This window comes from Haloplanus natans DSM 17983 (genome assembly GCF_000427685.1).
Classification (GTDB): domain Archaea; phylum Halobacteriota; class Halobacteria; order Halobacteriales; family Haloferacaceae; genus Haloplanus; species Haloplanus natans.
Genome location: NZ_KE386573.1, coordinates 2846892 through 2871891, shown reverse-complemented (window position 1 = coordinate 2871891; position 25000 = coordinate 2846892). Strand labels below are relative to the sequence as shown.

The following is a 25000-nucleotide window of genomic DNA, read 5'->3' as shown; positions in this document are numbered from 1 at the left end:
GGGCTATTGAACTATTCGACCGACAGGACGTCGATTTCGAACGTCAGCGTCTCGCCCGCGAGCGGGTGCTGAAAGCTCACCTCGACGGCGTCGTCGGAGATGGTGGTGACCGTCCCGCTCGCTCCGCCCTGTGCCTGCACCTGCATCCCTTCGGCGGCTTCTTGGCCGACCATCTCCTCGAATCGGCCCCGCTCGAACTCGCGGGTCTGGTCGTCCGAGGCCTCACCGTACGCCTCCGCGGGGGGGATGGTGAGCGTCTCCGAATCGCCCGCTTCGAGCCCCAGCAGACCCTCCTCCATCCCTTCGATGAGATTACCCTCGCCCACCTCGACGGTGAGCGGTTCGAACTCCCGGTTTGGCTGTTCGTCGAGTAGACCGGCCTCCTCGGCGACCGATTCGTCCGTCGTGTCGAACACGGAGCCGTCGTCGAGACGGCCGGTGTACTCGATGGTAACCGTATCGCCAGTAGTGATAGCCATACCCGTTCGTCGGCTGTCGGAGGGATAAGGACTGGGATCGGTTACTCCTCGGGTTCGTACGGCCCGTAGAGGCGGTCCATCCGCGCCGCCATCACGAAGTCCGTCTTGTGGAGGCCGTCGATCTTGTGGGTCCACATCTCCACCTCGACTTCCCCCCACGCGAGCGCGATATCGGGGTGGTGCCACTCCTCCTCCGCGAGTTCGCCGATCTCGTACGTGAACTCCAGGGCGTCACGGAAGTCGTCGAACTCGTAGTGGGCCGTCAGGTGGTGGTCGTCCACGACTTCCCACACGTCCGACCGGACGCTATCGAGATACTCCGAGTACTCGTCGCTGGTGAGGGGTTCGTCGTCGCTCGTACAGGCTTCGCACGGTTCGTCCGCGAGTGAGGACATATGAAGGGGTAGGGCCGCGGGCGGCTTGTACGTTGGGTCGCTACTCCCTGTCGCCGACCGTCTCGGCCGTGGCGACCGAGACGTTCCCCACCGCCTACCCCTCGTCGACCATCCCGCCGACCGTCTCGGCCGTGGCGACCGAGACGTTCCCCACCGCCTACCCCTCGTCGACCATCCCGCCGAACGTCTCGGTCGCATCCCCCGGCACGTCGAAGTCGTGGTAATGTTCGCCTTTTTCTTTACTCAGGATGTTGAGCGCCGCCGCGGCGCCGTCGCCCGCGGCGATGACCGCCTGCCACTCCTCGGCGCGCACCATCGCGCCCGTGGCGTAGGCGTCGGCGACGCTCGTCTCCATCTCGACGCCCACGTCGACGGTGCCGTCCTCTGTCGTCTCACAGTCCAGATCCTCGGCGAGGCTCCGGTCCGCTCCCGTCGCCAGAACGACGTAGTCGGCGTCGACCTCCTCGCTTCCGGTCGTGACGACGAAGCCGTCCCCGTCCGCCGAGACGCCCGTCACCTCCGACCCCTGCCGACGGTCGACGCCGAAGTCGTCGACCTGCTGGCGGGTCACGCTTATGAACGCGTCGCCACCGATGGAGCCGATGCCGGGGTAGTTGAACAGATGGGCCTTGTGCATCCACGTCCCGTCGGTGTCGAAGACGGTCGTCTCGAGGCCGTTTTTCGCCGTGAACAACGCCGCGCTCAGTCCTGCGGGACCACCACCGACGACAGCTACGTGTGTCATACTCGCACACATCGAGATGGAGGCTCATAGACCTGTTGTCGGGCGAACCGGTCGCCGGTATCGACGGTCGATATTTTCGGGCGGTCGTGCTGCTAATCCGACGTTTTCGGACGTTAGAGTGGGTTAAGAGTAAACATTCGTGAGGGATGAGACGTATATCATTATATAACATGCTCCAGTGACGGTCGTATGGATGTCACCGAAGCCATCGCGGATATTCTGGTCGAGGAGGGAGTGGAGTACGTCTTCGGGTTTCCGTCGAACCCGATCTTCGATACGGGCATTCTCGCGGAGAAGGGGATTCAGAAGATAATCGTCCGACAGGAGCGCACGGGCGCCCACATGGCCGACGCGCTAAGTCGGGTCACGTCGGGCAACACCGTCGGCGTCTTCGCCTGCCAGCACGGCCCGGGCACCGAGAACTCCTTCGGGGGGATCGCCCAGGCCTACGGCGAATCCGTTCCGCTCGTTGCTTTCCCCGCGGGCTACGACCAGTCGAACAACGACACCGACCCGAAGTTCAGTTCGCTCGTCAACTACCAGGGGATTTCGAAGTCCTGCGAGCAGTTGACGGACGCGAACGCCGTCGTCGAGACGGTTCGACGGGCGTTCAGCGCCGCGCGAAACGGTCGCCCGCGCCCGGCCGTCGTCGAAATCCCGAAAGACGTATTCTACCACGAGGTCGCACCCTTCGACTACACGCCGGGTCCCACCTCCCGACCCGGGGCCGACCCCGAGGCCGTCTCGGCCGCGGTCGACCGCCTGCTCGACGCCGAGCGCCCGGTCATCTACGCCGGGCAGGGCGTCCACTACGCCGAGGGCTGGGCGGCGTTGCGAGAACTCGCGGAACTCGTCGAGGCGCCCGTCGCCACCAGCCTCAACGGCAAGAGCGCCTTCCCCGAGGATCACCGGTTCTCGCTCGGCGCGGGCTCGAAGAGCGAACCCGGACAGCTCGCACACTTCCTCGACGAGTGTGATCTCCTCTTCGGCGTCGGCACCAGCTTTACCGACACCGCCTACGGCATTACCGTCCCGACGGACAACACGATCATCCACTCGACGCTCGACGCGACGGACGTGAACAAGGACATCGAGGCGGACCACGCCGTCCTCGGCGATGCTAAACTCGTCCTCGAAGCGATGGTCGAGGCGGCCGACGCGCGCCTCGACGGCCCCCGCGGCCGTGCCGACGATGTCGCCGCCGAAATCGCTTCGGTCAAGGAGGCCTGGCTCGACGAGTGGCAGCCCAAACTCGAATCGAACGAGGCACCGATCAACCCCTACCGCGTCATCGACGAACTGACGAACGTCGTCGACGCGTCCGAGGCGATCATCACCCACGACGCGGGCAACGCTCGCGACTTCCTCGCACCGTTCTGGGAGTCCCCGGAGCCGCTCGGCTACATTGGCTGGGGGAAGACCACTCAGCTCGGCTACGGCCTCGGGCTCGCGATGGGCGCGAAGCTCGCCCACCCCGAGAAGCTCTGTATCAACGTCTGGGGCGACGGCGCCATCGGCATGACCGGCCTCGACTTCGAGACGGCCGTCCGATACGACCTCCCCATCCTCTCGATCCTGCTGAACAACTACGAGATGGCGGGATACGACACGCCCTTCGGTGGCGACTTCGCCACCGTCGCGGAGGGCCTCGGCGGCTACGGCGAGCGGATCGAGGAGCCGAAAGAGGTGGCCGACGCAATCGAGCGCGGCATTAAAAAAACCGAGGCCGGCACGCCCGTGCTGCTCGAGTTCATCACGTGCCACGAGACGGAGTTGTCGCGGCCGGACTTGGATTAATCCTCTAGCCGCCGCTGCCACGACTGCACCTTCGACAGCAGTTCGATCGGCGGCGTCTCCTCGACGTTCACCGATTCGAGTTCGTCGAGCACCGCCTCGGTTTCGGGTGATAGCACCGGCTCCGGCTCCGGCTCAGTTCCCCCGTCCGCCCCGGTTCGCATCGTCCCGGCGCTCAGGTCGAAGACGGCCTGGGTCGTTCCGCCACTCCCCGTCTCGGCGCCCCGTGCTTCGATCGCCCGTTCCTCACGCAGGCGGTCGAGTACGTCCCGCGACCGATCCACGACCGGCGCGGGGACGCCCGCTAGCTCTGCGACGTGGACGCCGTAGCTCCGATCGGTCGGCCCGTCCTCGATGGTCCGCAGGAAGGTGATGTCCTCGTCGTCGCCGTCCTCGCCCGCGACGGCGACGTGAACGTTCGCCACCCGTGGCAGGTGGTCGGCGAGCGCCGTCAGTTCGTGGTAGTGGGTGGCGAACAGGCACTTACAGCCGATTTCGTTGTGAATGTACTCCGTCGTCGCCCACGCGATAGAGATTCCGTCGTACGTCGCCGTCCCGCGCCCCACCTCGTCTAAGACGACCAGCGACTCCTCGGTCGCGGAGTGGAGAATGTTGCTCAGTTCCTGCATCTCGACCATGAACGTCGAGCGCCCGCCGGCGAGTTCGTCGAGCGCGCCGACGCGGGTGTAGATGCCGTCGACGACGCCCACCGTCGCGGACCGGGCCGGGACGAAACTCCCCGCCTGGGCGAGGAGGACGATCAACGCCGCCTGGCGCATGTACGTCGACTTCCCGGACATGTTCGGCCCGGTGACGAGGAGAAAGCCCCGGCCGTTCCCCAGTTCGACGCCGTTTGGCACGAACTCCGTCGTCGTCTCGACGACCGGATGGCGTCCCGCCTCGACGACGAGCGGTCCGGGCTCGACCACTGCCGGCCGACACCAGTTCTGACTCGCCGCGTGGGTCGCCAGCGAGGCGAGGGCGTCCACCGTCGCCAGCGTCCGCCCCACGTCCTGCAGGAGTTCGGCGCGGTCGGCCACCCGCTCGCGCAACTCCCGAAAGAGTTCGTACTCCAACTCGCCGCGGGCCTCCTCTAGGCGGAGTATCTCGCGTTCCCGCTCGGCCAACTCGTCGGTCGTGTACCGACGCGAGTTCTTCAGCGTCTTGATCTCGCGATACTCGTCGGGCACGCGGTCGGTTTCGGACTTCCCGACCTGTATGTAGTAGCCGTCGGTCTTGTTGCGGTCGACCTGCAGGTGGGTGATGTCCGTCCGTTCTTTCTCGCGGTCGGCGAGGCCGTCCAGCCACTCGCGGGCCTCCTCGTACCGGTCGAGCAGGTCGTCGAGTTCGTCGTCGTAGCCGCGCCGGAGGAGGCCGCCCTCGGTCACCGACTTCGGCGGGTCCTCGGCGAGCGCCGCGTCGAGTTCGGCTCGGAGGTCGGCCGCCGCCTCCCGGTCGGGCCGACTCACGACCGCCGGCAACGGCGAGTCGGCCAGTCGGGTGTCGGCCACCGCCTCCGCGAGCGCCGGGAGGACTCCGAGGGTGTCCCTGACCGACAGGAGGTCGGACGCGCCCGCGCTCCCGCCCGTCGCCCGCGCCGCGAGGCGTTCGAGGTCGTAGGCGTCGCCAAGCACTTCCCGGACCCGGTCGCGAGCGAGCGCCGCGTCCTTCAGGGCGTCGACGCTGTCGAGGCGGCGGTCGATGACCGCCCGGTCCCGACGGGGACGGGTCAGCCACTCACGCAGGCGACGACCGCCCGCGCTCGTCACGGTGTGATCCACCGTCCCGAACAGCGAGCCCTCGCGGTCGCCGTGCATCGTCTCCGTGAGTTCGAGGTTCCGCTGTGTGGTGGGGTCGATGTCGAGGTGGTCACCGGGATCGTACGCCTGCAGGCGTGTCATCGCGTCCAGGACGCCCACGCCCGTCTCCTCGACGTACGCGAGGACGGCACCCGCGGCGGCGACGCCGGCGCGGTGATTCAGCCCCACGCTATCGAGGGTCGCGTCGCCGAACTGCTCGCGCAGGGCGTGTTCGGCCCGGCCGGGGGCGAAGGCGGCGTCGTCGTAGTCGGTTACCGAGGCGCCGGTGCGGTCCCGAATCCGTGCCAGCAGGCCGTCGTCGTCGTCGCGGACGGTCGGTCCCGGCACCACCTCGACGGGGTCGAACCGGTGGAGTTCCGCCGCCACGTCCGTCGCCGCGTCCGTCGTCGTCACGAGGAACTCGCCGGTCGTCACGTCCGCGAGAGCGAGGCCGTACCGGCCGTCGACGGCGACGAGGGTGGCGAGAAACTGCGCCGCCGGATCGGTCGTCTCCAGCAGGGTCCCTGGCGTGACGACACGGGTTATCTCGCGGGCGTGACCGTCTTCGGTTTCGTACTGGTCGGCGACGGCGACGCGGTAGCCGCGTTCGACCAGCGCCTTCAGATACGGCGTCAGATCGTCGACTGGGACGCCGGCCATCGGATACGTCGAGCCGTGGGCGGACTTCTCGGACACCTTCAGGTCGAGTTCGTCGCCGACGAACTCGGCGTCCTCCGCGAAGAACTCGTAGAAATCGCCACACTGCATCGCCAGCAGATCCGCGTCCGTCTCGGATTTCAGGGAGAGGAACTCCCCCACGATGCTGTCCGCGGTCATACTCACACCCGGGCCGTGGGTGGCTAAAACGCTGTGGGTCTCCGCCCCTTCGGCCGCCACCGTGTCGTCGGGCGCCGTCCGACCGCTCGTCGAACGTCATTCGACGGCGTCATCGGCGGGAGGCGATGGCTCGTCGAACGTCATTCGACGGCGTCGAGCAGGGTGAACACACGCTCGCCCAACTCCTCTGGGGTCTTTCCGACCACCTTGATGATCGCCTCCTTGCCCACCGCGCCGCGGTCGAGCACCGCGGCGGGCGTCGGGTCGTCGGGGTCGACGGCGCCGAACGCCTGTCGGGCGCCCCAGCCCATCGTCCCGTTCGCGTCCGCGGGTTCGGCGTCACGGTCGTACTCGGTGACGGGGCCGTCGAGTTCGGTCGTTGCCGCCTCGGTTTCGTCGTCGAAGCGGCAGTTGACCGCGAACCGGAGGTCGGGATCGAACTCCCGGGCCGCGAGCAGGAAGCGGGCGACGTGCGAGGAGGCGCCGAGTCTGACGCCACGGTTGGGCGCGACACCCGAGAACGTGCGCGTGATTCGCCCCTCGACGGCGGCCGTCTCGCCGACCGCCTCGGCGTACGCGGTGGCGCCGACGACGTTCATGCCGACTTCGGGGACGAGTCGGGACACGTCGCGGTCGACGAAGGCCGAGACCACTTCGGCCACGTCGGTCATGGTTCGGTGGCGGTCGGCAGCCTCGCGGAGCGCAGCGAGGTGGTGGACCGCACCCGGTCCCTGCCCCACGTCGAGGCTGTAGCGGACCGCCCGCTCCATGAACGCCGTCCCAGCCTCGACGGCGTACCCGAGCGTCTCGCCGTGTGCGAGGTGGGCGGCGATGGCACTCGACAGCGTACAGCCCGAGCCGTGGGTGGCCTCGGTGTCGATCCGAGGGTGGGCGAACGTGCGTACCCTCGGCTCCCCGTCGGGAAGCGTGTCGACGAGCGTGTCGGTCACCGCGTCGTCGCCGTCGATGTGCCCCCCTTTGACGAGCGCGGCGTCGGCGCCCATCGCCACCAGCGCCTCGCCCGCCTCGCGTGCCGTCTCGCGGTCGGTCGGCTCGATTCCCGTCAACACCGCGGCCTCGTCGGCGTTCGGCGTGACGAGCGTCGCCTCGGCGATCAACGCCTCGTAGGCCGCTTCGGCGTCCGCATCGAGCAGACGGTCGCCGCTCGTCGCGACCATCACGGGGTCGACGACGGTCGGTGCGTCAAGGGCGGCGACGCGGTCCGCGACCACTTCGATCACGGGTTCGGCCGCGAGCATCCCCGTCTTCGCCGCACCGAGGTCGAAATCGTCGTCGACGGCGCGGTACTGCGCCTCTATCTCGTCGACCGGCAGGACGTGCGATCGATCGACACCGACGGTGTTCTGTGCGGTGACGGCGGTGACGACCGACGTGCCGAAGACGCCGTGGGCCTCCATCGTCTTCAGGTCCGCCTGCACGCCCGCACCGCCGCCGGAGTCGCTGCCGGCAATCGTGAGCGCGACCGGCGGCGAGACGGGGGCACGACGACGCGTCACGCTGTCGTCACCCCGATCCGGCCCGCCGGGCGTCCGTCCCGCGAATCCAATGTCGTTGCCATACTCACGCGTATTACGGGCTGATATTTATCGGTGATGGGGCGGATCGCCGCCGATCCAAGCGACAAGACCTATCTACGGTCGGTTGGAAGGCAGGCCTACGCAGATGTGGATGGGCTCGTCGGATCGCCTCGTGACAGTCGTGCTGATTCTATCGCTGGCGGTCGGTCCTGCGTTCGGTGCCGGGGTCGTCGCGTCGACTCAGCCAACGTCGCCGTCGCCGTCGACCGCACAACTCGGCGGTACTCCGGTCTACCAGCAAGGGGTCGACACCGACTCCGTCCGACTGATCGTCTCGGTCGACGGGGACGGTTCGGCGACCTGGACCGTCCAGTACTGGACGCGACTCGACGACGAGAACACGACCGACGCGTTCGAGTCACTCCGGAGCGACATCGAGGCGAACCCGTCGAACTTCTCCGATCGCTTCGCGTCGCGCATGCGCTCGACGGTCCGAACGGCCGAGAACGCGACCGGACGGGAGATGAACGCCAGCGGCTTCGAGGTGCGGGCGGAGCGGCGGACGCCGCCGGACTACGGCGTCATCATCTACACCTTCCGCTGGGAGGGCTTCGCCGCCGTCGACGGCGACACGATCCGCGTCGGCGACGCCATCGAGGGTCTCTTCCTCGACGAGCGCACCCGCCTCGTCGTCGAGTGGCCGGCGACGTACGCCACGACCGACGTTGCTCCCGACCCCGACGAGCGTCGGGACGACGCGGTCGTCTGGCGCGGATCCGAGACGAGTTTCGTCTCCGGCGAACCGAGCGTCGTCCTTCGCCCGGCATCGGCGGTGACGACGACGGCCGGTAGTGGTGGCGACAGCGATGGCGGGGCCCCGACCCCCACGCCGGATGGTGGCTCGAGGTCGATACTTCCCCTCCTCGGCGCCGGTCTCCTCGCCGTCGTCGGGGCCGTCGCGTGGCGCTACCGGGATCGGTTCGGCAACGACACGAGCCAAGACACCGCGCCCGCGAACGGCGACGACGCCGACGACGGCAACGACACCGCGCCGCCTCCCGACGCCCGCGAGGACCTCCTGAGCAACGAGGAACGCGTCCTCCAGTTCGTCCACGACCAGGGCGGTCGGGTCAAACAACAGGAGATCGTCGAGGCCTTCGACTGGACGGAGGCGCGGACGAGCCAGATCGTCCGCGATCTGCGCGACGACGGCAGTCTCGAAGGGTTCCGCCTCGGCCGCGAGAACGTGTTGAAACTCCCGGACGAGGACTCGTCATCGGAATAACACGTCCCAAATCGATCGACTGCAGCGGTTCAGGCTCCCCCTACGGCCGGTTTAATCCGGATTAAGCGTTCTTGAGGTTCGTAGCGGTTTATTGGGTCCTCCCACGTACGACCGTTCGTGATGAGAGACGCTCCGGACGTCGTCGCGTTCGCGCTCACCGCCGTCGTCGTCGTGAGCGCGGTGGCTCTGCCAGTGTCGGCTCTCGGGGGGCCGGCGGCGGGGACGACGATGGCGACCGATGGGGGGACCGAGCAGGTGGCACCGCAGACGGCGGGGAACGGGACCGAATCGCTCGCGCCCGGCCAGCGACTCGCCGCCGTCGTCGGCGTGCAGGGAGCGGAGATCGACGGCGAACTCGAGGAGCGGACGCTGGCGACCCGGATCTCCCGTGCCGGGTCGAACGAGTCGAAAGCCGCCGTCGTGGCGACGGAACTCAACACGGCCCGGGACCGACTCCAGCGGCTCCGCGAGACCCAGACCGACCTCCGGGAGGCCAGACGGTCGGGCGACATCTCGCGCGGCGAGTACCGTGCTCGGATGGCGGTCACGGCCGCCCAGATTCGAGCGGTGCAGACCCAACTCGACTCCAGCGAGGCCGTCTCGCGTGACCTCCCCGCCGCCGCACTCGAAGCCCGCGGCGTGAGCCGCGAGGAACTCGACCGACTGCGCGCGGACGCCGACGAACTCCGCGGTCCCGAAGTAGCCGAAATCGCGCGGGACATCGCCGGCGACGACGAGGGCCGGGAACTCGACCCCGAACGCGGCCCGGACGAACTGCCGGAACCGGCGCGGGATGACGACGAGGACGAGTCCGAGAACGGCGAGTCGGGGTCCGAGAACGCCGACGACGCCGGACCTCCCGACGATCCGGGTAACGGGAACGCCGGCGCGTCCGGAAACCGATCGACCGGCGCCGGCCAATCCGACGAAGCCGGCCAATCCGACGAAGCCGACGAAGCCGGCCAATCCGACGAAGCCGACGAAGCCGGCCAATCCGACGAAGCCGACGAAGCCGGCCAATCCGACGAAGCCGACGAGGACGCGCCGGGAAACTCGGGAGAGGCAGGCAACGGTGAGGACGGCGACGACAGCCCCGGTAACTCCGGAAACTCGGACGACGCGGGCAACTCGGACGAGACAGGTAACAGTGACGACGGAGACGACAGCGACGACAGCCCTAGTAACTCCGGAAACTCGGACGACGCGGGCAACTCGGGCAACGACGGCGACGGCGACGACGCGGGCAACTCGGGCAACGACGGCGACGGCGACGACGCGGGCAACTCGGGCAACGACGGTCCCGGCAACCGTGGGGGGAACCGATGACGTCGGCCCCTCGTGTGCTGATCGCTGACGACGAACCGGCGTTGCTCGACCTCTACGAGTTGTGGCTCGCGGATTTGGACGTGACGGTCGTTTGCGCCGGCTGTGGCGCCGAGGCGCTCGATCGGTGTGACGAGGGGATCGACGTGGTGATGCTCGACAGACACATGCCCCGGGTTTCGGGTGACGAGGTGCTCGCCGAACTCCGTGACAGCTCTCTCTCCCCTCGCGTCGCGTTCGTGTCGGCGGCGATCCCCGACGTTCGGATCGTCGACCTCGATATCGATGCCTACCTGACCAAGCCGGTCGAACGGGACGCGTACCTCGACCTCGTGCAGTCGCTGCTCCGGCGGGAGGCGGTCCCGGAGACGGTCGAGCGATATCTCTCGAATCTCTCGAAGCAGGCGGCGTTGCTGGAAACCGAGTCTCGCTCCGTACTCCGGAACGACCGGACGTACGCCGACCTCGAAGCCGAACTCTCGGAGTTGGCGACCCGGATCGACCTTCACCACCTCGACGACCCGCTTCTCCGGCGGGCGTCGACGGATGGCGGCCGGGACGACGACCTGCTTCCCTTCGGTCCGGACGCGTAACGGCCCGGATCGCTCCAGCGGAAGTATCACACCTTTTTGTATGCGTCCGTCGAGTCGACGGTCATGTCGTACGATATCGCGCTCATCCCCGGCGACGGGATCGGACCGGAAGTCGTCGACGCGACGCTGCCGATTCTCGACGCCGCCGCCGCGGCTCACGGCTTCGATGTCGAGACCACGCGCTACGACTGGGGTACCGACCGCTATCTGTCCACGGGCGCGATGATGCCCGACGACGGCCTCGATCAGTTGGCGCCCCACGACGCCATCCTCCTCGGCGCCGTTGGCCACCCCGAGGTGCCGGATCACGTCACGCTCAATGGCCTCCTGCTTCCCATCCGCAAGGGTTTCGACCAGACGATCTGTGAGCGCCCGGCGGTCCTCTTCGAGGGCGTCAACAGTCCGCTGAAAGGCTACGCCGGCGGCGACATCGACATCCTCGTCTTCCGCGAGAACACCGAGGGCGAGTACGCTGACATCGGCGGCCGGGAACACGCCGGCTACGCGAACGAGGTGGCGGTCCAGAGCGCCGTCTACACCCGCCGCAGCACCGAGCGCATCGTCCGCGCGGCGTTCGAGGCGGCGACCGAGCGCTCGGGCCACCTGACGAACGTCACCAAGTCGAACGCGCAGGCCCACGGCATGGTGTTCTGGGACGACATCGTCGCGGAGGTGAGCGAGGAGTACCCCGGCGTCGAGGTGGAACGCCTCCTCGTCGACGCCGCGAGCATGGATCTGGTTCGGCGGCCCGAGGCGTTCGACGTGGTCGTCTGCTCGAATCTCTTCGGCGATATCCTCACCGATGTGGGCGCCATCGTCACGGGGAGTATGGGCCTCGCGCCGTCGGCGAATATCGACCCCGGTCGCGACAACCCCTCGATGTTCGAACCCGTCCACGGCAGCGCGTTCGACATCATGGGTGAGGGCGTCGCCAACCCCCTCGCGACCGTGCTCTCGGGGTCGCTCATGTTCGAACACCTCGGCGAGGACGCCGCCGCCGAGGCGCTGTGGGACGCGGTGGCCGCGCAGTTGGCCGACGCCGACGCGCCCCGGACGGCCGACCTCGGTGGGAGTGCGGGGACCGAAGCCGTCGCGACGGAGCTACGAGGCCGGCTCTGAACGCGCCGCACGCTCGCCGTCCCGGGACCGAACGCAGCGACCGATGCGTTCGAGGGGTCGGGACCGCCACGCCTATTCCTCACTGTACGCAACCTACCTACCTGAGAGGATCGGTCACGTGTCCGGAAACGTCGTCCTCCGTGAGCAGGTCCGTGCGGGCGTCGTCGAGTGCCCGCTTTGCGGTCGGCAGATCGCGAGGCCGACCGACCACCTGCTCGTGCATTCGTCGAGTACGACGGTTACCGTCGACAACGCCGATGCGATCGAGTGCCCGGCCTGCGACGGCGTGACGTTCGTCGTCGATCGGTCGGTGTGACCGCGTTACGGATTCGTCTGCGACCGACTCACCTTACTCGTCGCCCGGAATCGCACCTTCCTCGCGGAGGCGGTCGATCTCACCCTCGTCGTATCCCAGTCCATCGAGGATCGCCTCGGTGTCCTCACCCAGTAGCGGCGGCGCCTCCTCGAACCCGGCCGTCGCGTGTTCGTAGTTGAGCGGATGTTCGACGACGGGCACGGTGCCGAGGGCCGGATGCTCTAGCTCCCGGATCACGCCGCGGGCCTCCGTCTGCTCGTTGTCGAGGGCGGTCGCCACGTCGTAGACGGGGCCGACGGGGAGGCCGTGGTCCTCGGCCAGCAGGTCGACCCACTCCTCGGTCGGCCGTTCGCGAAACACCGCCGACAGTTCCTCCTCCAACTCGTCCATGTTCGCGACGCGGTCGGGGTTGGAGGCGAAGCGGTCGTCGTCGATCAGATCGGGCCGGTCGATGGCCTCACAGAGTTCGCTCCAGAGCTTCTGGTTCGCACACCCGACGTTGAGGTAGCCGTCCGCGGTCGGATACGCCTGGTACGGCGCGAGGACGGGGTCTTTCGTCCCCATCCGTTTCGTCTCCTCGCCGACGAACGCCTTCCCCGCCTGCTTGGTCAGCCACGGGAGCGCGGCGTCGTGCATCCCGATCTCGATCCGGTCGCCCTCGCCCGTGAGTTCGCGGCGGAACAGGGAGCCGACGATGCCAAAGGCCGCCCACATCGCGGTGATGAGGTCGGTCTGGGGGAGGCCCACCTTGACGGGGTCGCCGTCCTCCGGTCCCGTCACCGACATGATGCCGCTCGTCCCCTGAACGAGCAGGTCGTAGCCGGGTCGCCGGCTCCACGGCCCCGTCTCGCCGAACGCCGAGATAGAGCAGTAGACGATATCGTCGTTCACCTCGCGAAGGTCGTCGTAGCCGATTCCGAGGCGCTCAGCCGTCCCCGGCCGGAAGTTCTCGACGACCACGTCCGCTTTTTCAACGAGGTCGTAGAGCGCCTGAAGCCCCGAGTCGGTCTTCAGGTTGAACTCGACGCTCAGCTTGTCGTAGTTGATCGTCCAGAAGTACGGCGACTCGCCGTTCGCGTCGGCGGTGCGGCCGGGGCCGTCGTAGTCGGGGTTCGGTTCGACGAACGGCGGTCCGGAGTGGCGGTTGTCGTCGCCGAGTTCGGGTCGTTCGACCTTGATTACCTCCGCACCCTGGTTGGCGAGCATCAGCGTCGCGAACCCGCCGGTGACGAACGTCGTCAGGTCCACGACGGTAATCCCGTCGAGGATTTTGTCCGCAGCGTCGTCGTTTGCGTCCATATCGGCCCCTTGGTCGAATCGGGTAAAATCCTTCCGAGATTTGGGGCGAGCGGTCAGTTCCCGTCGAGGTCGTTTACGGGGTTCGTCGGGTCCGAGCCGCCCAGAATCCCGAGGATGTCCTCGGTCACCGTCCGGCGCATCGTCTCCTCGGATTCCTCGGAGTAGAAGGCGACGTGGGGAGTGTAAACGATGGCGTCGTGATCGAGCGGCGGCGTCGACGGCGGTTCCTCGGGAAGCACGTCGAGCCCCGCGCCGGCGATGTCGCCCGCCTCGACGGCCACGGCGAGCGCTTCGTAATCGACCACCGGGCCGCGGGCCGTGTTGATGAGGATGGCGTCCTCGCGCATCCGGTCGAGCGCGTCGGCGTCGATCAACCCCCGCGTCTCGTCGGTGAGGGGCGCGTGGACGGAGACGTATCGCGACCGATCGAGCAGTTCGTCGAGGTCGACCGTTTCGGCGCCCGCCGCGTCGACCGTCGCGGCGTCGACGTAGGGGTCGTAGACGAGGATTTCGAGGTCGAACCCCTCGACGAGTTCGATCAGACGCCGCGGAAGTTTGCCGAAGCCGACGAGGCCGAGTGTCGCCCCCGTGAACCGGCGGATCGGCTTGCCGGCCGTCCAGTCCCACTCGCCGCCCTTGATCGCCCGGTCGTAGCTCGGCACCTTGCGGACGCAGGCGAGCAGAAGCGCGAGGGTATGGGTCGGCACCTCCTCGATGCAGTAGTCGGGGACGTTCACGACCGGGACGCCGTGGGCCGTCGCGGCGTCGAGGTCGATGGAGTCGACGCCGATGCCGTACCGGCCAACGGCCCGCAGGTCCGGGAGTGCTTCGAACACCGCATCGGTGATCTCGGCGTACTGGACGAGGAGGGCGTCGGCGCCCTCGGCGGCCTCGATAACCTCGTCGGGCGTCCGGGCGTACTCGCCGCGCAGTTCCACGTCGGCCGCGCCATCGACGACCCCCGACTCGATCGACAGATCGGGGAAGTCGTAGTCGGTGACGACGATTCGGTCGGTCATTCCGCGTTGAACTCGTCGACGAGTCGCTCCCGTTCCTCGGTGGCGAACTGCTCCCACCAGACCGCCGATTCGTACTCGTGTGCCGTATCGAGGTCCGGGGCGTTCACGCTGTAGTTGATCGCCCGCTTCGAGTTCTTGACGGCTTTCCGGCCGGTGTTCTGGATGGCCTCGACGATGCCGTCGACCGTCTCGTCGAGGTCCTCGCGTGGGACGACGTGGTTGACGAAGCCGATGTCCTCCGCCTCGTCGGCTTCCGCCATACCGGCGGTGTAGACGAGTTCTTTGACCTTGGCCTCGCCGATCAACTGGGAGACGCGGTGGGTCGAGCCGCCGCCGGGAATCTGGCCGATGTCGGTGACCGGGACGCCGAACTTGGCGTCGTCGACCGCGATGCGCAGGTCACAGAAGGCCGCGAGGATGAGGCCACCTCCGACGCAGTAGCCGTTGATCTTGGCGATCACCGGGCAGTGCAGGTCGTAGACGCGTTTGTAAACGTCCTCGTAGAAGAACTCCTGTCGGTCCTTCTGTCGCGGGTCGTGCTCCGCCGCCGGCCCGGCGTACTGCTGGATGTCCGCGCCCGCACAGAACGCCTTCTCGCCCTCGCCCGTGATGACCGTCACGTCGATGGTGCGGTCGAGCTGGATTTCGGCGAACGCTCGCGCCAGATCGAAGTACACCTCGGTGCTCAGGGCGTTGTACTTCTCCGGCCGATGGAAGGTGATCACCGCGACGCCGCCGGATACGTCTACGGAGATGCTCTCGTACGCTTCGTATGCCATGTCGATCCTGACTCCGAAGGCTCTAATAAAGTGGTGCGAAGGGGAAACGATTACCGTAGAGTTACCGGAATTATCGCCTTCCCGAGATGTCCGGTAGTCCGCCTCGTACGGGCCGTCGTCCGTCGACACCGGCGGGTCGTCGAGCCGGTTCGGCGACCCATCGGGACACGGTCACACCGAGCCGTCTCACTCCTCCATAACGGTCACCACGGGGCAGTCGGCGTTCAACAGGATGGACTGGGTGACGCTCCCGAAGAGGACCTTGCCCACCGAGGAGCGTTTCCGCCCGCCGACGACGAGGTAGTCCGCGTCCACGTCCGCGGCGTACTCGATGACGCGCTGGGACGGCTTGCCGACGAGACCGACCACCTCGTCCGCCTCGACGCCGGCGTTCGAGGTGGCCTCGCGGGCGATCGTGATCGCCACCGACTCGATCTGCTCCATGTCGAGACTCGTCCCGCTCGTCTCGTACGACGCCCGTTCGAGATCGCGGAAGTCGGCCTCCGAGAGCGTATGCACGACGTGCAGCGCCAGACCGTGCGCGTCGGCCGTCTTTCGCCCTTCCGCGACGATCCGTTCCCCACCCGATCGGTCGACTGCAGCGACGACTACCATCTCTACTCACCGCGCGACGGGTGAGAGATTAAGTGTTGTGCCGATGGCGGCGCTCAGACGAGCGCCTCGGCCAGCGCCTCGACGGGTGTCGGGGGCTTCCCGTCGTAGTGGTCGCCGAGTTGGGTGCGACAGGAGGCGCCGGGGGCGACGACCCGGTCGCCCGAACTGGCGTCGACCTGATCGAACAGGATGGAACCGATGGCCGTGCTCATCGAGAAATGCTCGGCCTCGTAGCCGAACGATCCCGACATGCCACAGCAGCCCGAATCGAGGGGGTCGACGCCGTAGCCTGCCCGCCGCAACACGCCGACTGCGTGGTGGTCCTTCTTCGTCGCTTTCTGGTGGCAGTGGCCGTGGTAGGTCAACGTCTCGTCGGGCGCGTCGACGTCGAGGGCCTCGTCGAGGCGGTGGGCGTCGACGTACTCAATGATGCCGTAGCTGTTGGCGGCCACCGTCTCCACGTCCGGCCCCGAGAGGAGGTCCAGATAATCCGACTGGAACATTACGGCGTCGGAGGGTTCGACGACGACCACGTCCCAGCCGTTCCGAACCCGGGGCGCGAGGGCGTCGACGTTCGTCGCCGCCTGCTCCCGGGCCAAGTCGAGAAAGCCCTTCGAGTGAGGTGGGCGGCCGCTCCCGGTCACGGCCTCGGGAATCTCGACGCGGACGTTGGCGGCTTCGAGGACGCGAACCGCCGCCTTCCCCGCCTCCGGCGCGTTGTACGTCGTGTACGTGTCGGGAAAGAGGAGGACGCGGTGGTCGGCCTCGTCTTCGCCCACTCGCGCGCCGCCACGGGCGTCGAACCAGTCGACCAGCGACTCGCGGTGGAAGGTGGGGAGCGAGCGGTCCCGCGCGATGCCGACCGTCTTCTCCATCAGCAGGCGGGCGCCGGGCACCTTCGCCGCCCAGTTCGAGAGGGGCGCGAGTTTCGACCCGAGCGCGTTCAGCGCGTCGATGTTCGCGAACAGTTCGTCCCGGAGGCTGGAGCCGTGGCGCTGGTGGTACTCGTTGGCGACTTCGACTTTCAGTTTCGCGAGGTCGACCTCGCTGGGGCAGTCCTTCGAACAGCCCTTACAGCCGATACAGAGGTCGAGCACCTCGTGCATGAACTCCACGTCGGTGGCCTCGTCGTCGAGGTTCCCGCTCATGGCCTGTCTGAGCAGGTTGGCCCGGCCGCGGGTGGCGGTGATTTCCTCCTGGCTGGCGCGGTAGGTGGGGCACATGACGCCGCCGGTGGTCTCCTGGGTCCCGCGACAGCCGCCACAGCCGTGACAGAGTTCGGCCATGCCCTGGAACCCGTTGTCGATGTCCCAGTTGAGCGCGGGGTCGAAGCCGGCGTCGAACTCGTAGTCGGCGTCGAACCGGAGGTGTTCGGTCATGTCGACGTCGCCACAGACGGTTCCCGGATTGAGCAGCCAGTCGGGATCGACGGCGGTCTTCAGGTCGCGGAACACCTGCCAGAGGTGGTCGCCGTACAGCTTCCGGTTCCACTGGGTGCGCGCCCGGCCGTCGCCGTGTTCGCCCGACACCGAGCCGTCGTACCGAACCGCGAGGTCGGTCGCGGCGTCGGCGATGGACTCCATCTGCGCGATGCCCTCCTCGGTCTTGGTGTTGACCAGCGGGCGGACGTGGATGCAGCCGGGACCGGCGTGGGCGTAGAAACTGCCGATGGTGTCGTGGTCCTCGAACACCTGCTGGAAGTCCGCGATGAACTCCGGGAGGTGTTTCGGCGGCACCGCCACGTCTTCGATGAACGCGATGTGTTTCGCGTCCGTCGTTCGCGAGAGCAGGATCGGTGTCGACGCCTTGCGCATCTTCCAGAAGTCCTTCTGATCGCCCTCCTCGTAGGCTTCGAGCCCGTCGAACGCGATGTCGCCGACGCGGTCCTCCAGGAGCGCCTCGACCTTCTCGCGGCGTTCCGCGTCGGTGTCGGCGTAGAACTCCACGAGCAGGAACGTGTCCGTCCGATCCGGAAGCAGGGCGAGTACGTCCTTGAACTCCTCCAACTCGCGGGCGAGGTCGACGAGGACGCCGTCGAGCACCTCCAGTGCCGCGGGTTCGTGGTCGAGGATGGCGTCTACGTCTTCCATCGCGTCGAGGAGGCTGTCGTAGGTCAGGAGGCCGAGCGCTTTCGTCTCCGGCAGGGGTTCGAGCGAGACGGTCACCTCCGTCACGACGGCGAGTGTCCCTTCGCTGCCGACGATCAGACGGGCGAGGTTGACCGACCCCGACTCGGCCTCCTCGACCACTACGTCGAGGGCGTAGCCGGAGACGTTGCGTTTCAGGTCCGGGAACCGCTCCTCGACGTGGTTGCTCTCCTCCTCGACGATCCGGTGGACCTCGGCGTAGAGGCGTTCCTCCGGATCTCCATCGGGGTCGGCGCCGGCTTCGAGTTCCGCCAGGGTCACCTCACCGAGGGTCGTCACCGTCCCGTCCGCGAGGACGACTTCGAGTTCTTCGACGTAGGCGTCGGTCTTGCCGTACAGCAGGGAGTGGGCGCCGGTCGTGTTGTTGCCGACGGCGCCCCCCATCGCGCTCCGGTTCGCGGTGGAGGGATCGGGCGCGAACTTCAGGCTGTGGGGTTCGAGCGCCCGGTTGAGCTCCGCGAGGATGGTGCCGGACTGCGTGCGCGCCAGCCGGTCGTCGGGGTCGACCTCCAGCACCGAATCCATATACCGCGTGAAATCGAGGACGACCGCCTCGTTGACGCTCTGACCGGCGAGGCTGGTGCCGCCGCCCCGCGGAAGGACGGGTATTTCGCGGTCGGCACAGTACTCCACGACCGCGGCCACGTCGGCCGTCGCCGTGGGGTAGACCACGCCCATCGGCGTCACTTCGTAGATACTCGCGTCCGTCGCGTAGAGCTCCCGGGAGTAGTCGTCGAACCGCACGTCGCCGTCGATCAGGTCGTCGAGGTCACTCGCCAGTCCGGGTCGTTCGACCGACTCGTTACGGTGATCGTAGTTCGCCCGGGAGTCGCTCATCGGACCGCCGCCGCCGAACGAGGTGTCGCCGTTCGCCATGATATGAAGATTACTACTGACTCGCTTTGGGCCTGCCTAAGTGTGTTGGTTCGTGTTGGAATAACATACAATCGAATGCCAATTTCTCCCCGATCCGTCAGGTTCCGGGACTCGGCCTGACGCCGGCGACGACCGACCTCAAGCGCTCGGAAGCCCCGAATACCGCTCCAGCAAGTACTCCCGCCCGTCGAGCATATCCTCCAGCGTGCCGAACGCGAGCATGTAGTGGCCGTCGTAGCCGCTGCTCTCGATCAGTTGGAACATCGCGTCGAAATCGAGGGTGCCCTCGCCGGGGGCGAGATGTTCCTCTATCTCTCCGTCGTTGTCGTTGAGGCGGACTTCGCCACAGATGTCCGGCCCCAGCGCCTCGAAGTAGCCCTCGATGTCCGCCGGGAACTGGCGAGCGTGGGGTGGATTGAACGCCCAGCCCAGATTCGGGGCCGCGAGAGCGTCGAAGTAGTCGGTCACCTCCTCGAGGGTGACGGGGACGTAATGCATCTCGGAGGTGTCGGGTTCGACGTTGTGGTTCTCGAGGAGGAGGTCGGGGTGGGCGTCCGCGGCGTACTCGATGGCCCGGCGGAGGCGGGCCTTGCTCGCCGCGACTCGGTCCTCGCGGTCGTCGGTGAAGTGGTAGCCGCCGTGGACGATGATCCGGTCCGCCCCGACCAGGTCGCCGATGTCGACGTACGCACGCAGGTAGTCATCGACGGCGTCGGCGATGTGTGCCGACGTTTCGGCGACGTTCACCGCCGACAGCGTGTGGAGGCCGAGGCTCACGTCGTTTTCCGCGCAGGTCGCCCGGATCGACGCCACCTCGTCGTCGTAGCCGTCGGGGTCGATTGGCGTCCCGTCGAGACAGACGTCGACGTAGTGAACGTCGTTGTCGGCCGCCCACTCGACGGCCGCCGCGATGCTCAGTCGCTGTCCGGTGTCGACGCCGATCCGCTCTCTGAGGCTCATATGGGTATCTTTCCCGGGTTGGATGCAGACAGATATAAAGCCACACGACCCGCCAATGTCGGTCGATTGGAAGCTTCACCGAGGGTCTGGAAGTGTTTATCACTACAGTGATGGAACGGGGGGTATGAGAGGCACTGGTCCACTGTCCGATCTGACCGTCGTCGAACTCACCGTCCACCGGGCGGCGCCGTTCTGTGGCGCCCTCCTCGCCGACATGGGCGCCGACGTGATCAAAGTGGAGCGGCCGGGTGTCGGCGACCCGGCGCGCAGTCAGGGCGTCGGCCCCGACGGGAAGTCCGCGTACTTCATGGTGAACAACCGTAACAAGAAGTCGGTCACGCTCGACCTGAAATCCGAGGCTGGGCAGGAGGCGGTGCTCGAACTCCTCGCCGACGCCGACGTGTTCATCGAGAACTTCTCGCTGGGCGTCCCCGAGCGACTCGGGGTCGGGTACGAGGACGTGCGCGCGGTCAACGACGACATCATCTACGCCAGCATCAAGGGCTACGGGAAGACCGGCCCGCTGAAAGAGAAGAAAGGGCTCGATCTGATCCTCCAGGCCGAGGGCGGCATCATGAGCGTCACGGGTCCCGAGGGCGGCGACCCCGTGAAGGTGGGACAGGCACTCGGCGACCTCAACACCGGCCTACTCACCACCATCGGCATCCTCGCGCGCCTCTACGAGCGCGAGCGAACCGGCGAGGGCGGCGAGTTCGACGTTGGACTGTACGACGCCGTGGTGTCGTTCCTCAACGAGTACATCACCAACTACTCGATGACCGGCGACGTGCCGGGTCCCCAGGGCACGAGTCACCAGACCTCCGTGCCGTACCAGCTATTCGAGACGAAGGACAGCCACATCGTGACCGGCGTCGGGAGCGACGAGCGCTGGGGCGACTTCGTCGAGGCGATCGGGCGCGAGGAACTCGCCGACTACCCGACCAACGCCGACCGCGTCGAACAGCAAGAGACCGTCGTCTCCATCATCCAAGAGGAGTTCCGCGCGGAGACGACCGACTACTGGCTCGATCGACTCACCGAGTACGGCTTCCCCAACGGCCCGATGAACAACGTCGAGGACGTCGTCGAGAACGAACAGAGCGAGGCGCGCGGACTCGTCGAGGAACACGACGACCCCGACTGGGGCGAGTGTCTCATGCCCGGGCATCCGATCCACTTCCCCGACCACGACACGTCGATCCGGTCGCCGGCGCCGCGACTCGGCGACGATGTCGACGAAGTCTTCGGCGCCGTCGCCGACGAGGAGCAAGTCGAGGCGTGGCGTGAGGGCGGCGCCTTCGGCGACGACCGATAGTGATTATTGTAACTGTTTACCGGTGGTTCGCCAGAACGGGTCAGCGAACCACCGGTACTGACTTACAATAATCACTATGAGCCCGGTGCCGAGGCGCCACTGTCACCGTGACGAAACCGAAACCGCGGCCGCGAATCAGAACAGGTTCGCGGCCCAGATGCTGATCTCGCGGAACGGTCCCGTACCGTACGGGAGTGCGATGTTCACCACGTTCCGGAAGAGGAAGAAGACGACGAGTCCGGTCACGAGGCTGAACACCGTCAGCTTCAGAAGGTTGCGGTAGCCGATGGCGTAGGAGAACGCGAACAGGAAGACCGGCGCCGAGACAAAAAAGCCGATGTAGTTCTGCGAGAGGAAGAACACGACGGAGAGCGCGATGGCGAGGATGTACTCCCGCTGTTTCCTCGTGAGAGTCCTCACTTCGCTGGAGAACGAGGGGATGACGGACTCGCCGCTCTTCTGTGCCCGTTTGTAGAGCAAGAGGAGGTTCAACAGGCCGGCGGCGACGATGACGAGCAGCGCCGCGCGCGGCCAGAGGGACGAGCCGGGATCGTACTGCGAGATGCGGTTGCCCGCGAACTGCTCCGAGAGGACGAGAAACACCACGGCGAAGAGGAGGAACAACACCGTGATGCCGATGTCCCGGGAGACACTCGGCGGTGCCTGTTCGCGAAGCGTCTCGATGCTGCTCTCTTTCTCGCTCATTGTTCCATCTCCGTTAGGCCGAGCTGTTCGCGGATTCGATCACCGAACTGTGTGCTGTCCATAATCAGTGGGATAAAGAACGTGAACACCGCGAGGATGATCATCAGGGCCGACACCGGCCGCTGGAAGAACACCATCCAGTCGCCACCGGCCTTGGTGAGGCTGCGGCGTAAGCTGGGTTCGGCCAGCGGTCCCAGTACCAGGCCGATGACCATGGGTGCCACGGAGTAGTTGTACTTCTCCAGGTAGTAGGCGGCGACGCCGAAGAGGAACATCGTCCACAGGTCGGCCATGATGTTCCGGGTAGCGAACGCCCCCACCACGGTGAAGATGACGATGAGCGATAACAACAGCTCCCGCGGGATGTGCCGCACCTGCAAGAACAGCTTGACGACCGGCTTGTTCAACAGGAGAATCGCCACGTTCGCCAGCAGGAGCGCGGCGAAGATGGTGTACACCAGCGGCCCCTGCTGCTCGATCAGCGAGGGACCGGGCCGGATGCCGTGCAGAATAAAGGCCGCGAGGATGACTGCGGTGGTCGCGCTGCCGGGGATGCCGAGCGTCAGGAGCGGGACGAACGCCCCGCTCGCGGCGGCGTTGTTCGCCGTCTCCGGGGCGGCGACGCCCTCGGGGACGCCGGTACCGAACTTTTCGCGGACGTTTTTGGGCACCAGCCGCTGACCGAAGGTGTATCCGAACAGCGCGCCCGTCGTCGCGCCCGCGCCGGGCAGGACGCCGATGATAGTCCCCATCACTGAGTTGACACCGAGGATACGACCGAAGCGCTTGAAGTAGCTGAGCGGGGGAAACATCGAGCCGGACGTGGCCTGGCTGAAATCGGAGCCGCCGCCCTCGCCGCCGCCACCGATCAGGTTCCCGCCGCTCTGGATCTGTTTCAGCACCTCGGAGAACGCGAACACGCCGAGGATGACGGGGATGAAGTCGATCCCGCTGGCGAGGTAGTTACTGTCGAACGTGAACCGGGGGACACCCGTGAGGGGGTCGAACCCGAACACGCCGAGAAAGAGGCCGAAACACATCATCATCGTCGCCTTCGTGATGTTGCCCGCGCCGATGGTCGAGACGAGCGCGAGGCCCAGCAGGATGACCGCGAAGAACTCGGGATCGGAGAGTTGGATCGCGAACTCGGCGAGGACGGGCGAGAAGAAAATCAGGATGAGCGTGCCGACGATGCCGCCAAAGGCCGAGGCGAACACCGCCGTACTGATCGCTTCCCGCAACTGCCCGTTCTGGTTCATCGGGTAGCCATCGAGGGTCGTCATGATCGCTTCCGGTGCGCCGGGAACCTTGAACAGGATGGCGCTGATCGACCCCGCGTACACCGCCGCCGCGTAGATAACCGCGAGCATCATGATGCCCGAGTCCGGCGCCATCGCGTACGTGATGGGGACCATCAGGACGACGGTCATCGTGCCGTTCAGGCCCGGAATCGCGCCGCTCATCATGCCCAGCGTGATCCCGACCAAAAACAGGAACATGTTGAACGGTGTGAGGACGTTCCCGAACCCGGCGATCAGATCCTGGACGATCAGCGGGACGAGGCCGTTTCCGACCCCGACGAGCAGACCGCCTACCATTCGCTACCTCTCCGTTCGGGTGGCCCCGTCGCCCGAGGGGAGCCGATGCTCCCTGCCCAGGCTAGCCGTGCGTGTTTGGATGCCGTGATTACAGTTTTCGTATGACTCATGTGGTATCTCGATGTTCTGAGGTACTCGGTGTGCGTTTCGAAGCGGGAAGCTGTGCGCCGGTCGACGGCGCCGTCGCTTACATATCGAGCGCGCTGACGACTTCTTGGTAGATCGAGACCTCGTTGGCCATCGTCTCACGGAAGCCATCGGGGCCCTGGTACCCCTCACGGAAGTACAGGAGTGTCTCCTGTTCGAGCTGCTGGTACTGGTCGCTGCCCATGCCCAGCTGGACGAAGTCGGACCAGAACTGCGTGGCATCGTCCGGCGTCCCCGCTTTGACGTTGAAGCCTCGCGAGAGGCCGTAGGTCACGTCCCAGCCGTTCTCGACGGTCGTCGGCACGTCCGGGAAGTCGTCGAGTCGGTCCTCGACGCCGACGACGATCAGGCTGATGTCGCCGGCCTCGTACTGCGACTGTAGCTCCTGGATCTCGCCGTACGCGGCGTCGATTTCGCCGGAGATGGTGTCCGTCGTCATCCGGCCCGCGTCCTGGTAGGTGACGATGTTGGTGTTGTCGGTGATGCCGGCCGCCTCGGCCACCAGCACGGCGAATGCCGCGCCGGTGACGCCGCCGACGGCGCCGATGTTGACGGTGTCGCCGCCCTCGGCCTTCTCGACGAGCGAGCTGATGTTGTCGTGGCCGGTGCCGTCACGACCGCTGGAGTAGAGCCAACTGGTGTCGTGCTGGACGCGGGCGACGTAGCCCCAGTCGTCGAGCGTGAAGTCCGCCTGCCCCGTCGCGATATGCGGGGAGATAGAGTTCGTACTCGGGAAGAGCGTGTAGCCGTCCGCGGGGTTGTTCAGGACACGGCGTGCCGCGTTCAGCCCGTTCGCCCCGGTGATGTTCTCGAAGGTCAGGTTGACGTTGACGCCCTGCTCGGATGCGAGCTCCTGAGCGGGGTTCATGACTCCACGTGTCATGGTGTCGGTGCCGCCGCCGGCACCCCACGGAATGATGACACGGACGTTGCGGTTCGGACGCCACGAGGTGTCGGTGAACTCCACGCTGGTATCGCCATCGCTCCCGCCGTCGCCGCCGCTGCCTCCGTCGCCACTGCCGCCGCCCCCCCCGCCGCCGGAACAGCCCGCGACGCCAACGAGACCAACCGTCCCTGCTGTCTGCAACATCCGCCGTCTGCTGAGTTTCGATCGCATAGACAATCGTTAACATATCCTAGAGGGTAAATAGTTTACTAATAAAAGATCACTCGATACAACTAAATTTGACAACGACGTATACGTTCTGAAACTGCATAAATATGCATTTTTAGTCGAACAACGATTCGAAATAAGGTTTTTCTACTAAATATAAATCTTTGGTTCGGTTACGGGCAGTGAGTAGGCGAAATTGACTC

Annotated in this window: 22 protein-coding genes; 8 read left to right on the top strand and 14 right to left on the bottom strand. The window is 66.5% G+C overall.

The genetic code is table 11. The features are described from left to right. Positions 1-11 precede the first annotated feature (11 nt). Complete coding sequence (locus tag HALNA_RS16845) at positions 12-479, bottom strand: FKBP-type peptidyl-prolyl cis-trans isomerase (RefSeq protein WP_049937502.1); 468 nt, start codon at positions 477-479, stop codon at positions 12-14. A gap of 41 nt (positions 480-520) precedes the next feature. Then, positions 521-874: a 4a-hydroxytetrahydrobiopterin dehydratase gene (locus HALNA_RS16840; protein WP_049937501.1), complete on the bottom strand. Its 354-nt coding sequence runs from the start codon at positions 872-874 to the stop codon at positions 521-523. A gap of 32 nt (positions 875-906) precedes the next feature. On the opposite strand from HALNA_RS16840, the gene HALNA_RS20700 reads away from it, so the two are divergent. Then, the gene (locus HALNA_RS20700; protein ID WP_169719056.1) at positions 907-1098 is read left to right on the top strand and encodes a hypothetical protein; all 192 of its coding nucleotides are present in this window, start codon (positions 907-909) and stop codon (positions 1096-1098) included. Here the strand turns inward: HALNA_RS20700 and HALNA_RS16835 are convergent. Next, positions 1032-1619, bottom strand: a complete 588-nt coding sequence (locus tag HALNA_RS16835) for an FAD-dependent oxidoreductase (protein ID WP_049937500.1) — start codon at positions 1617-1619, stop codon at positions 1032-1034. The genes HALNA_RS20700 and HALNA_RS16835 overlap by 67 nt on opposite strands. Before the next feature lie 189 nt (positions 1620-1808). On the opposite strand from HALNA_RS16835, the gene HALNA_RS16830 reads away from it, so the two are divergent. Beyond that, a complete protein-coding gene (locus HALNA_RS16830; protein ID WP_049937499.1) occupies positions 1809-3416 on the top strand; it encodes a thiamine pyrophosphate-requiring protein in 1608 nt (535 codons plus the stop codon). Here the strand turns inward: HALNA_RS16830 and mutS are convergent. Both mutS and thiD read right to left on the bottom strand, forming a co-directional pair. Next, complete coding sequence (gene mutS, locus HALNA_RS16825; RefSeq protein WP_049937498.1) at positions 3413-6049, bottom strand: DNA mismatch repair protein MutS; 2637 nt, start codon at positions 6047-6049, stop codon at positions 3413-3415. The genes HALNA_RS16830 and mutS overlap by 4 nt on opposite strands. A gap of 140 nt (positions 6050-6189) precedes the next feature. After that, the gene (gene thiD, locus HALNA_RS16820; protein WP_049937497.1) at positions 6190-7566 is read right to left on the bottom strand and encodes a bifunctional hydroxymethylpyrimidine kinase/phosphomethylpyrimidine kinase; all 1377 of its coding nucleotides are present in this window, start codon (positions 7564-7566) and stop codon (positions 6190-6192) included. A gap of 193 nt (positions 7567-7759) precedes the next feature. Between thiD and HALNA_RS16815 the strand changes: the two genes are divergently transcribed. The 5 genes from HALNA_RS16815 (at position 7760) to HALNA_RS16795 (ending at position 12223) form a co-directional block, all read left to right on the top strand. After that, complete coding sequence (locus tag HALNA_RS16815; protein ID WP_211226034.1) at positions 7760-8872, top strand: helix-turn-helix transcriptional regulator; 1113 nt, start codon at positions 7760-7762, stop codon at positions 8870-8872. Between the two features lie 120 nt (positions 8873-8992). Beyond that, on the top strand, positions 8993-10198 hold the full coding sequence (locus HALNA_RS16810) for a hypothetical protein (RefSeq protein ID WP_049937495.1): 1206 nt from the start codon (positions 8993-8995) through the stop codon (positions 10196-10198). After that, positions 10195-10788: a response regulator transcription factor gene (locus tag HALNA_RS16805; protein WP_084510093.1), complete on the top strand. Its 594-nt coding sequence runs from the start codon at positions 10195-10197 to the stop codon at positions 10786-10788. Before HALNA_RS16810 ends, HALNA_RS16805 begins: the two co-directional genes overlap by 4 nt. 63 nt (positions 10789-10851) lie before the next feature. Next, positions 10852-11907 carry an isocitrate/isopropylmalate dehydrogenase family protein gene (locus HALNA_RS16800; RefSeq protein ID WP_049937493.1) on the top strand — a complete coding sequence of 352 codons (1056 nt, stop codon included), beginning with the start codon at positions 10852-10854 and terminating at the stop codon, positions 11905-11907. Between the two features lie 118 nt (positions 11908-12025). Further along, positions 12026-12223, top strand: a complete 198-nt coding sequence (locus HALNA_RS16795; protein WP_049937492.1) for a hypothetical protein — start codon at positions 12026-12028, stop codon at positions 12221-12223. Between the two features lie 33 nt (positions 12224-12256). Here HALNA_RS16795 and HALNA_RS16790 read toward each other — a convergent pair whose 3' ends face one another. From HALNA_RS16790 to HALNA_RS16765, 6 genes are all read right to left on the bottom strand, one after another. After that, on the bottom strand, positions 12257-13522 hold the full coding sequence (locus HALNA_RS16790; protein ID WP_049937491.1) for a CaiB/BaiF CoA transferase family protein: 1266 nt from the start codon (positions 13520-13522) through the stop codon (positions 12257-12259). A gap of 53 nt (positions 13523-13575) precedes the next feature. Further along, complete coding sequence (locus HALNA_RS16785; protein WP_049937490.1) at positions 13576-14541, bottom strand: C-terminal binding protein; 966 nt, start codon at positions 14539-14541, stop codon at positions 13576-13578. Further along, entirely contained in the window at positions 14538-15320 is a 783-nt protein-coding gene (locus HALNA_RS16780; protein WP_049937489.1) for an enoyl-CoA hydratase/isomerase family protein, read from the bottom strand. The genes HALNA_RS16785 and HALNA_RS16780 overlap by 4 nt, the downstream gene beginning before the upstream one ends. A 186-nt stretch (positions 15321-15506) precedes the next feature. Next, a complete protein-coding gene (locus HALNA_RS16775; protein WP_049937488.1) occupies positions 15507-15935 on the bottom strand; it encodes a universal stress protein in 429 nt (142 codons plus the stop codon). 53 nt (positions 15936-15988) lie between these two features. Beyond that, positions 15989-18958 (bottom strand): FAD-binding and (Fe-S)-binding domain-containing protein, encoded by a 2970-nt coding sequence (locus tag HALNA_RS16770; protein ID WP_049937487.1) that lies wholly within the window; start codon positions 18956-18958, stop codon positions 15989-15991. Between the two features lie 138 nt (positions 18959-19096). Next, positions 19097-19918, bottom strand: a complete 822-nt coding sequence (locus HALNA_RS16765) for a sugar phosphate isomerase/epimerase family protein (protein ID WP_049937486.1) — start codon at positions 19916-19918, stop codon at positions 19097-19099. A gap of 124 nt (positions 19919-20042) precedes the next feature. On the opposite strand from HALNA_RS16765, the gene HALNA_RS16760 reads away from it, so the two are divergent. After that, a complete protein-coding gene (locus HALNA_RS16760; RefSeq protein WP_049937485.1) occupies positions 20043-21233 on the top strand; it encodes a CaiB/BaiF CoA transferase family protein in 1191 nt (396 codons plus the stop codon). Between the two features lie 135 nt (positions 21234-21368). Here the strand turns inward: HALNA_RS16760 and HALNA_RS16755 are convergent, their stop codons facing one another. The 3 genes from HALNA_RS16755 to HALNA_RS16745 all read right to left on the bottom strand — a co-directional run bounded on the left by HALNA_RS16755 (position 21369) and on the right by HALNA_RS16745 (position 24800). Beyond that, complete coding sequence (locus tag HALNA_RS16755) at positions 21369-21938, bottom strand: tripartite tricarboxylate transporter TctB family protein (protein ID WP_049937484.1); 570 nt, start codon at positions 21936-21938, stop codon at positions 21369-21371. After that, positions 21935-23536: a tripartite tricarboxylate transporter permease gene (locus HALNA_RS16750; protein ID WP_049937483.1), complete on the bottom strand. Its 1602-nt coding sequence runs from the start codon at positions 23534-23536 to the stop codon at positions 21935-21937. Before HALNA_RS16750 ends, HALNA_RS16755 begins: the two co-directional genes overlap by 4 nt. 187 nt (positions 23537-23723) lie before the next feature. Next, the gene (locus tag HALNA_RS16745) at positions 23724-24800 is read right to left on the bottom strand and encodes a tripartite tricarboxylate transporter substrate-binding protein (RefSeq protein ID WP_049937482.1); all 1077 of its coding nucleotides are present in this window, start codon (positions 24798-24800) and stop codon (positions 23724-23726) included. Positions 24801-25000: the final 200 nt, after the last annotated feature.

Bases quoted from the DNA above. Each gene is read 5' to 3' on its own strand.
- HALNA_RS16810 (WP_049937495.1), top strand. From the start codon at position 8,993: ATGAGAGACGCTCCGGACGTCGTCGCGTTCGCGCTCACCGCCGTCGTC.
- HALNA_RS16835 (WP_049937500.1), bottom strand. From the start codon at position 1,619: ATGACACACGTAGCTGTCGTCGGTGGTGGTCCCGCAGGACTGAGCGCG.
- HALNA_RS16765 (WP_049937486.1), bottom strand. From the start codon at position 19,918: ATGAGCCTCAGAGAGCGGATCGGCGTCGACACCGGACAGCGACTGAGC.
- HALNA_RS16805 (WP_084510093.1), top strand. From the start codon at position 10,195: ATGACGTCGGCCCCTCGTGTGCTGATCGCTGACGACGAACCGGCGTTG.
- HALNA_RS16745 (WP_049937482.1), bottom strand. From the start codon at position 24,800: ATGCGATCGAAACTCAGCAGACGGCGGATGTTGCAGACAGCAGGGACG.
- HALNA_RS16760 (WP_049937485.1), top strand. From the start codon at position 20,043: ATGAGAGGCACTGGTCCACTGTCCGATCTGACCGTCGTCGAACTCACC.
- HALNA_RS16790 (WP_049937491.1), bottom strand. From the start codon at position 13,522: ATGGACGCAAACGACGACGCTGCGGACAAAATCCTCGACGGGATTACC.
- HALNA_RS16785 (WP_049937490.1), bottom strand. From the start codon at position 14,541: ATGACCGACCGAATCGTCGTCACCGACTACGACTTCCCCGATCTGTCG.
- HALNA_RS16840 (WP_049937501.1), bottom strand. From the start codon at position 874: ATGTCCTCACTCGCGGACGAACCGTGCGAAGCCTGTACGAGCGACGAC.
- HALNA_RS16770 (WP_049937487.1), bottom strand. From the start codon at position 18,958: ATGGCGAACGGCGACACCTCGTTCGGCGGCGGCGGTCCGATGAGCGAC.
- HALNA_RS16800 (WP_049937493.1), top strand. From the start codon at position 10,852: ATGTCGTACGATATCGCGCTCATCCCCGGCGACGGGATCGGACCGGAA.
- HALNA_RS16775 (WP_049937488.1), bottom strand. From the start codon at position 15,935: ATGGTAGTCGTCGCTGCAGTCGACCGATCGGGTGGGGAACGGATCGTC.
- HALNA_RS16750 (WP_049937483.1), bottom strand. From the start codon at position 23,536: ATGGTAGGCGGTCTGCTCGTCGGGGTCGGAAACGGCCTCGTCCCGCTG.
- HALNA_RS16830 (WP_049937499.1), top strand. From the start codon at position 1,809: ATGGATGTCACCGAAGCCATCGCGGATATTCTGGTCGAGGAGGGAGTG.
- HALNA_RS16755 (WP_049937484.1), bottom strand. From the start codon at position 21,938: ATGAGCGAGAAAGAGAGCAGCATCGAGACGCTTCGCGAACAGGCACCG.
- HALNA_RS16780 (WP_049937489.1), bottom strand. From the start codon at position 15,320: ATGGCATACGAAGCGTACGAGAGCATCTCCGTAGACGTATCCGGCGGC.
- HALNA_RS16845 (WP_049937502.1), bottom strand. From the start codon at position 479: ATGGCTATCACTACTGGCGATACGGTTACCATCGAGTACACCGGCCGT.
- mutS (WP_049937498.1), bottom strand. From the start codon at position 6,049: ATGACCGCGGACAGCATCGTGGGGGAGTTCCTCTCCCTGAAATCCGAG.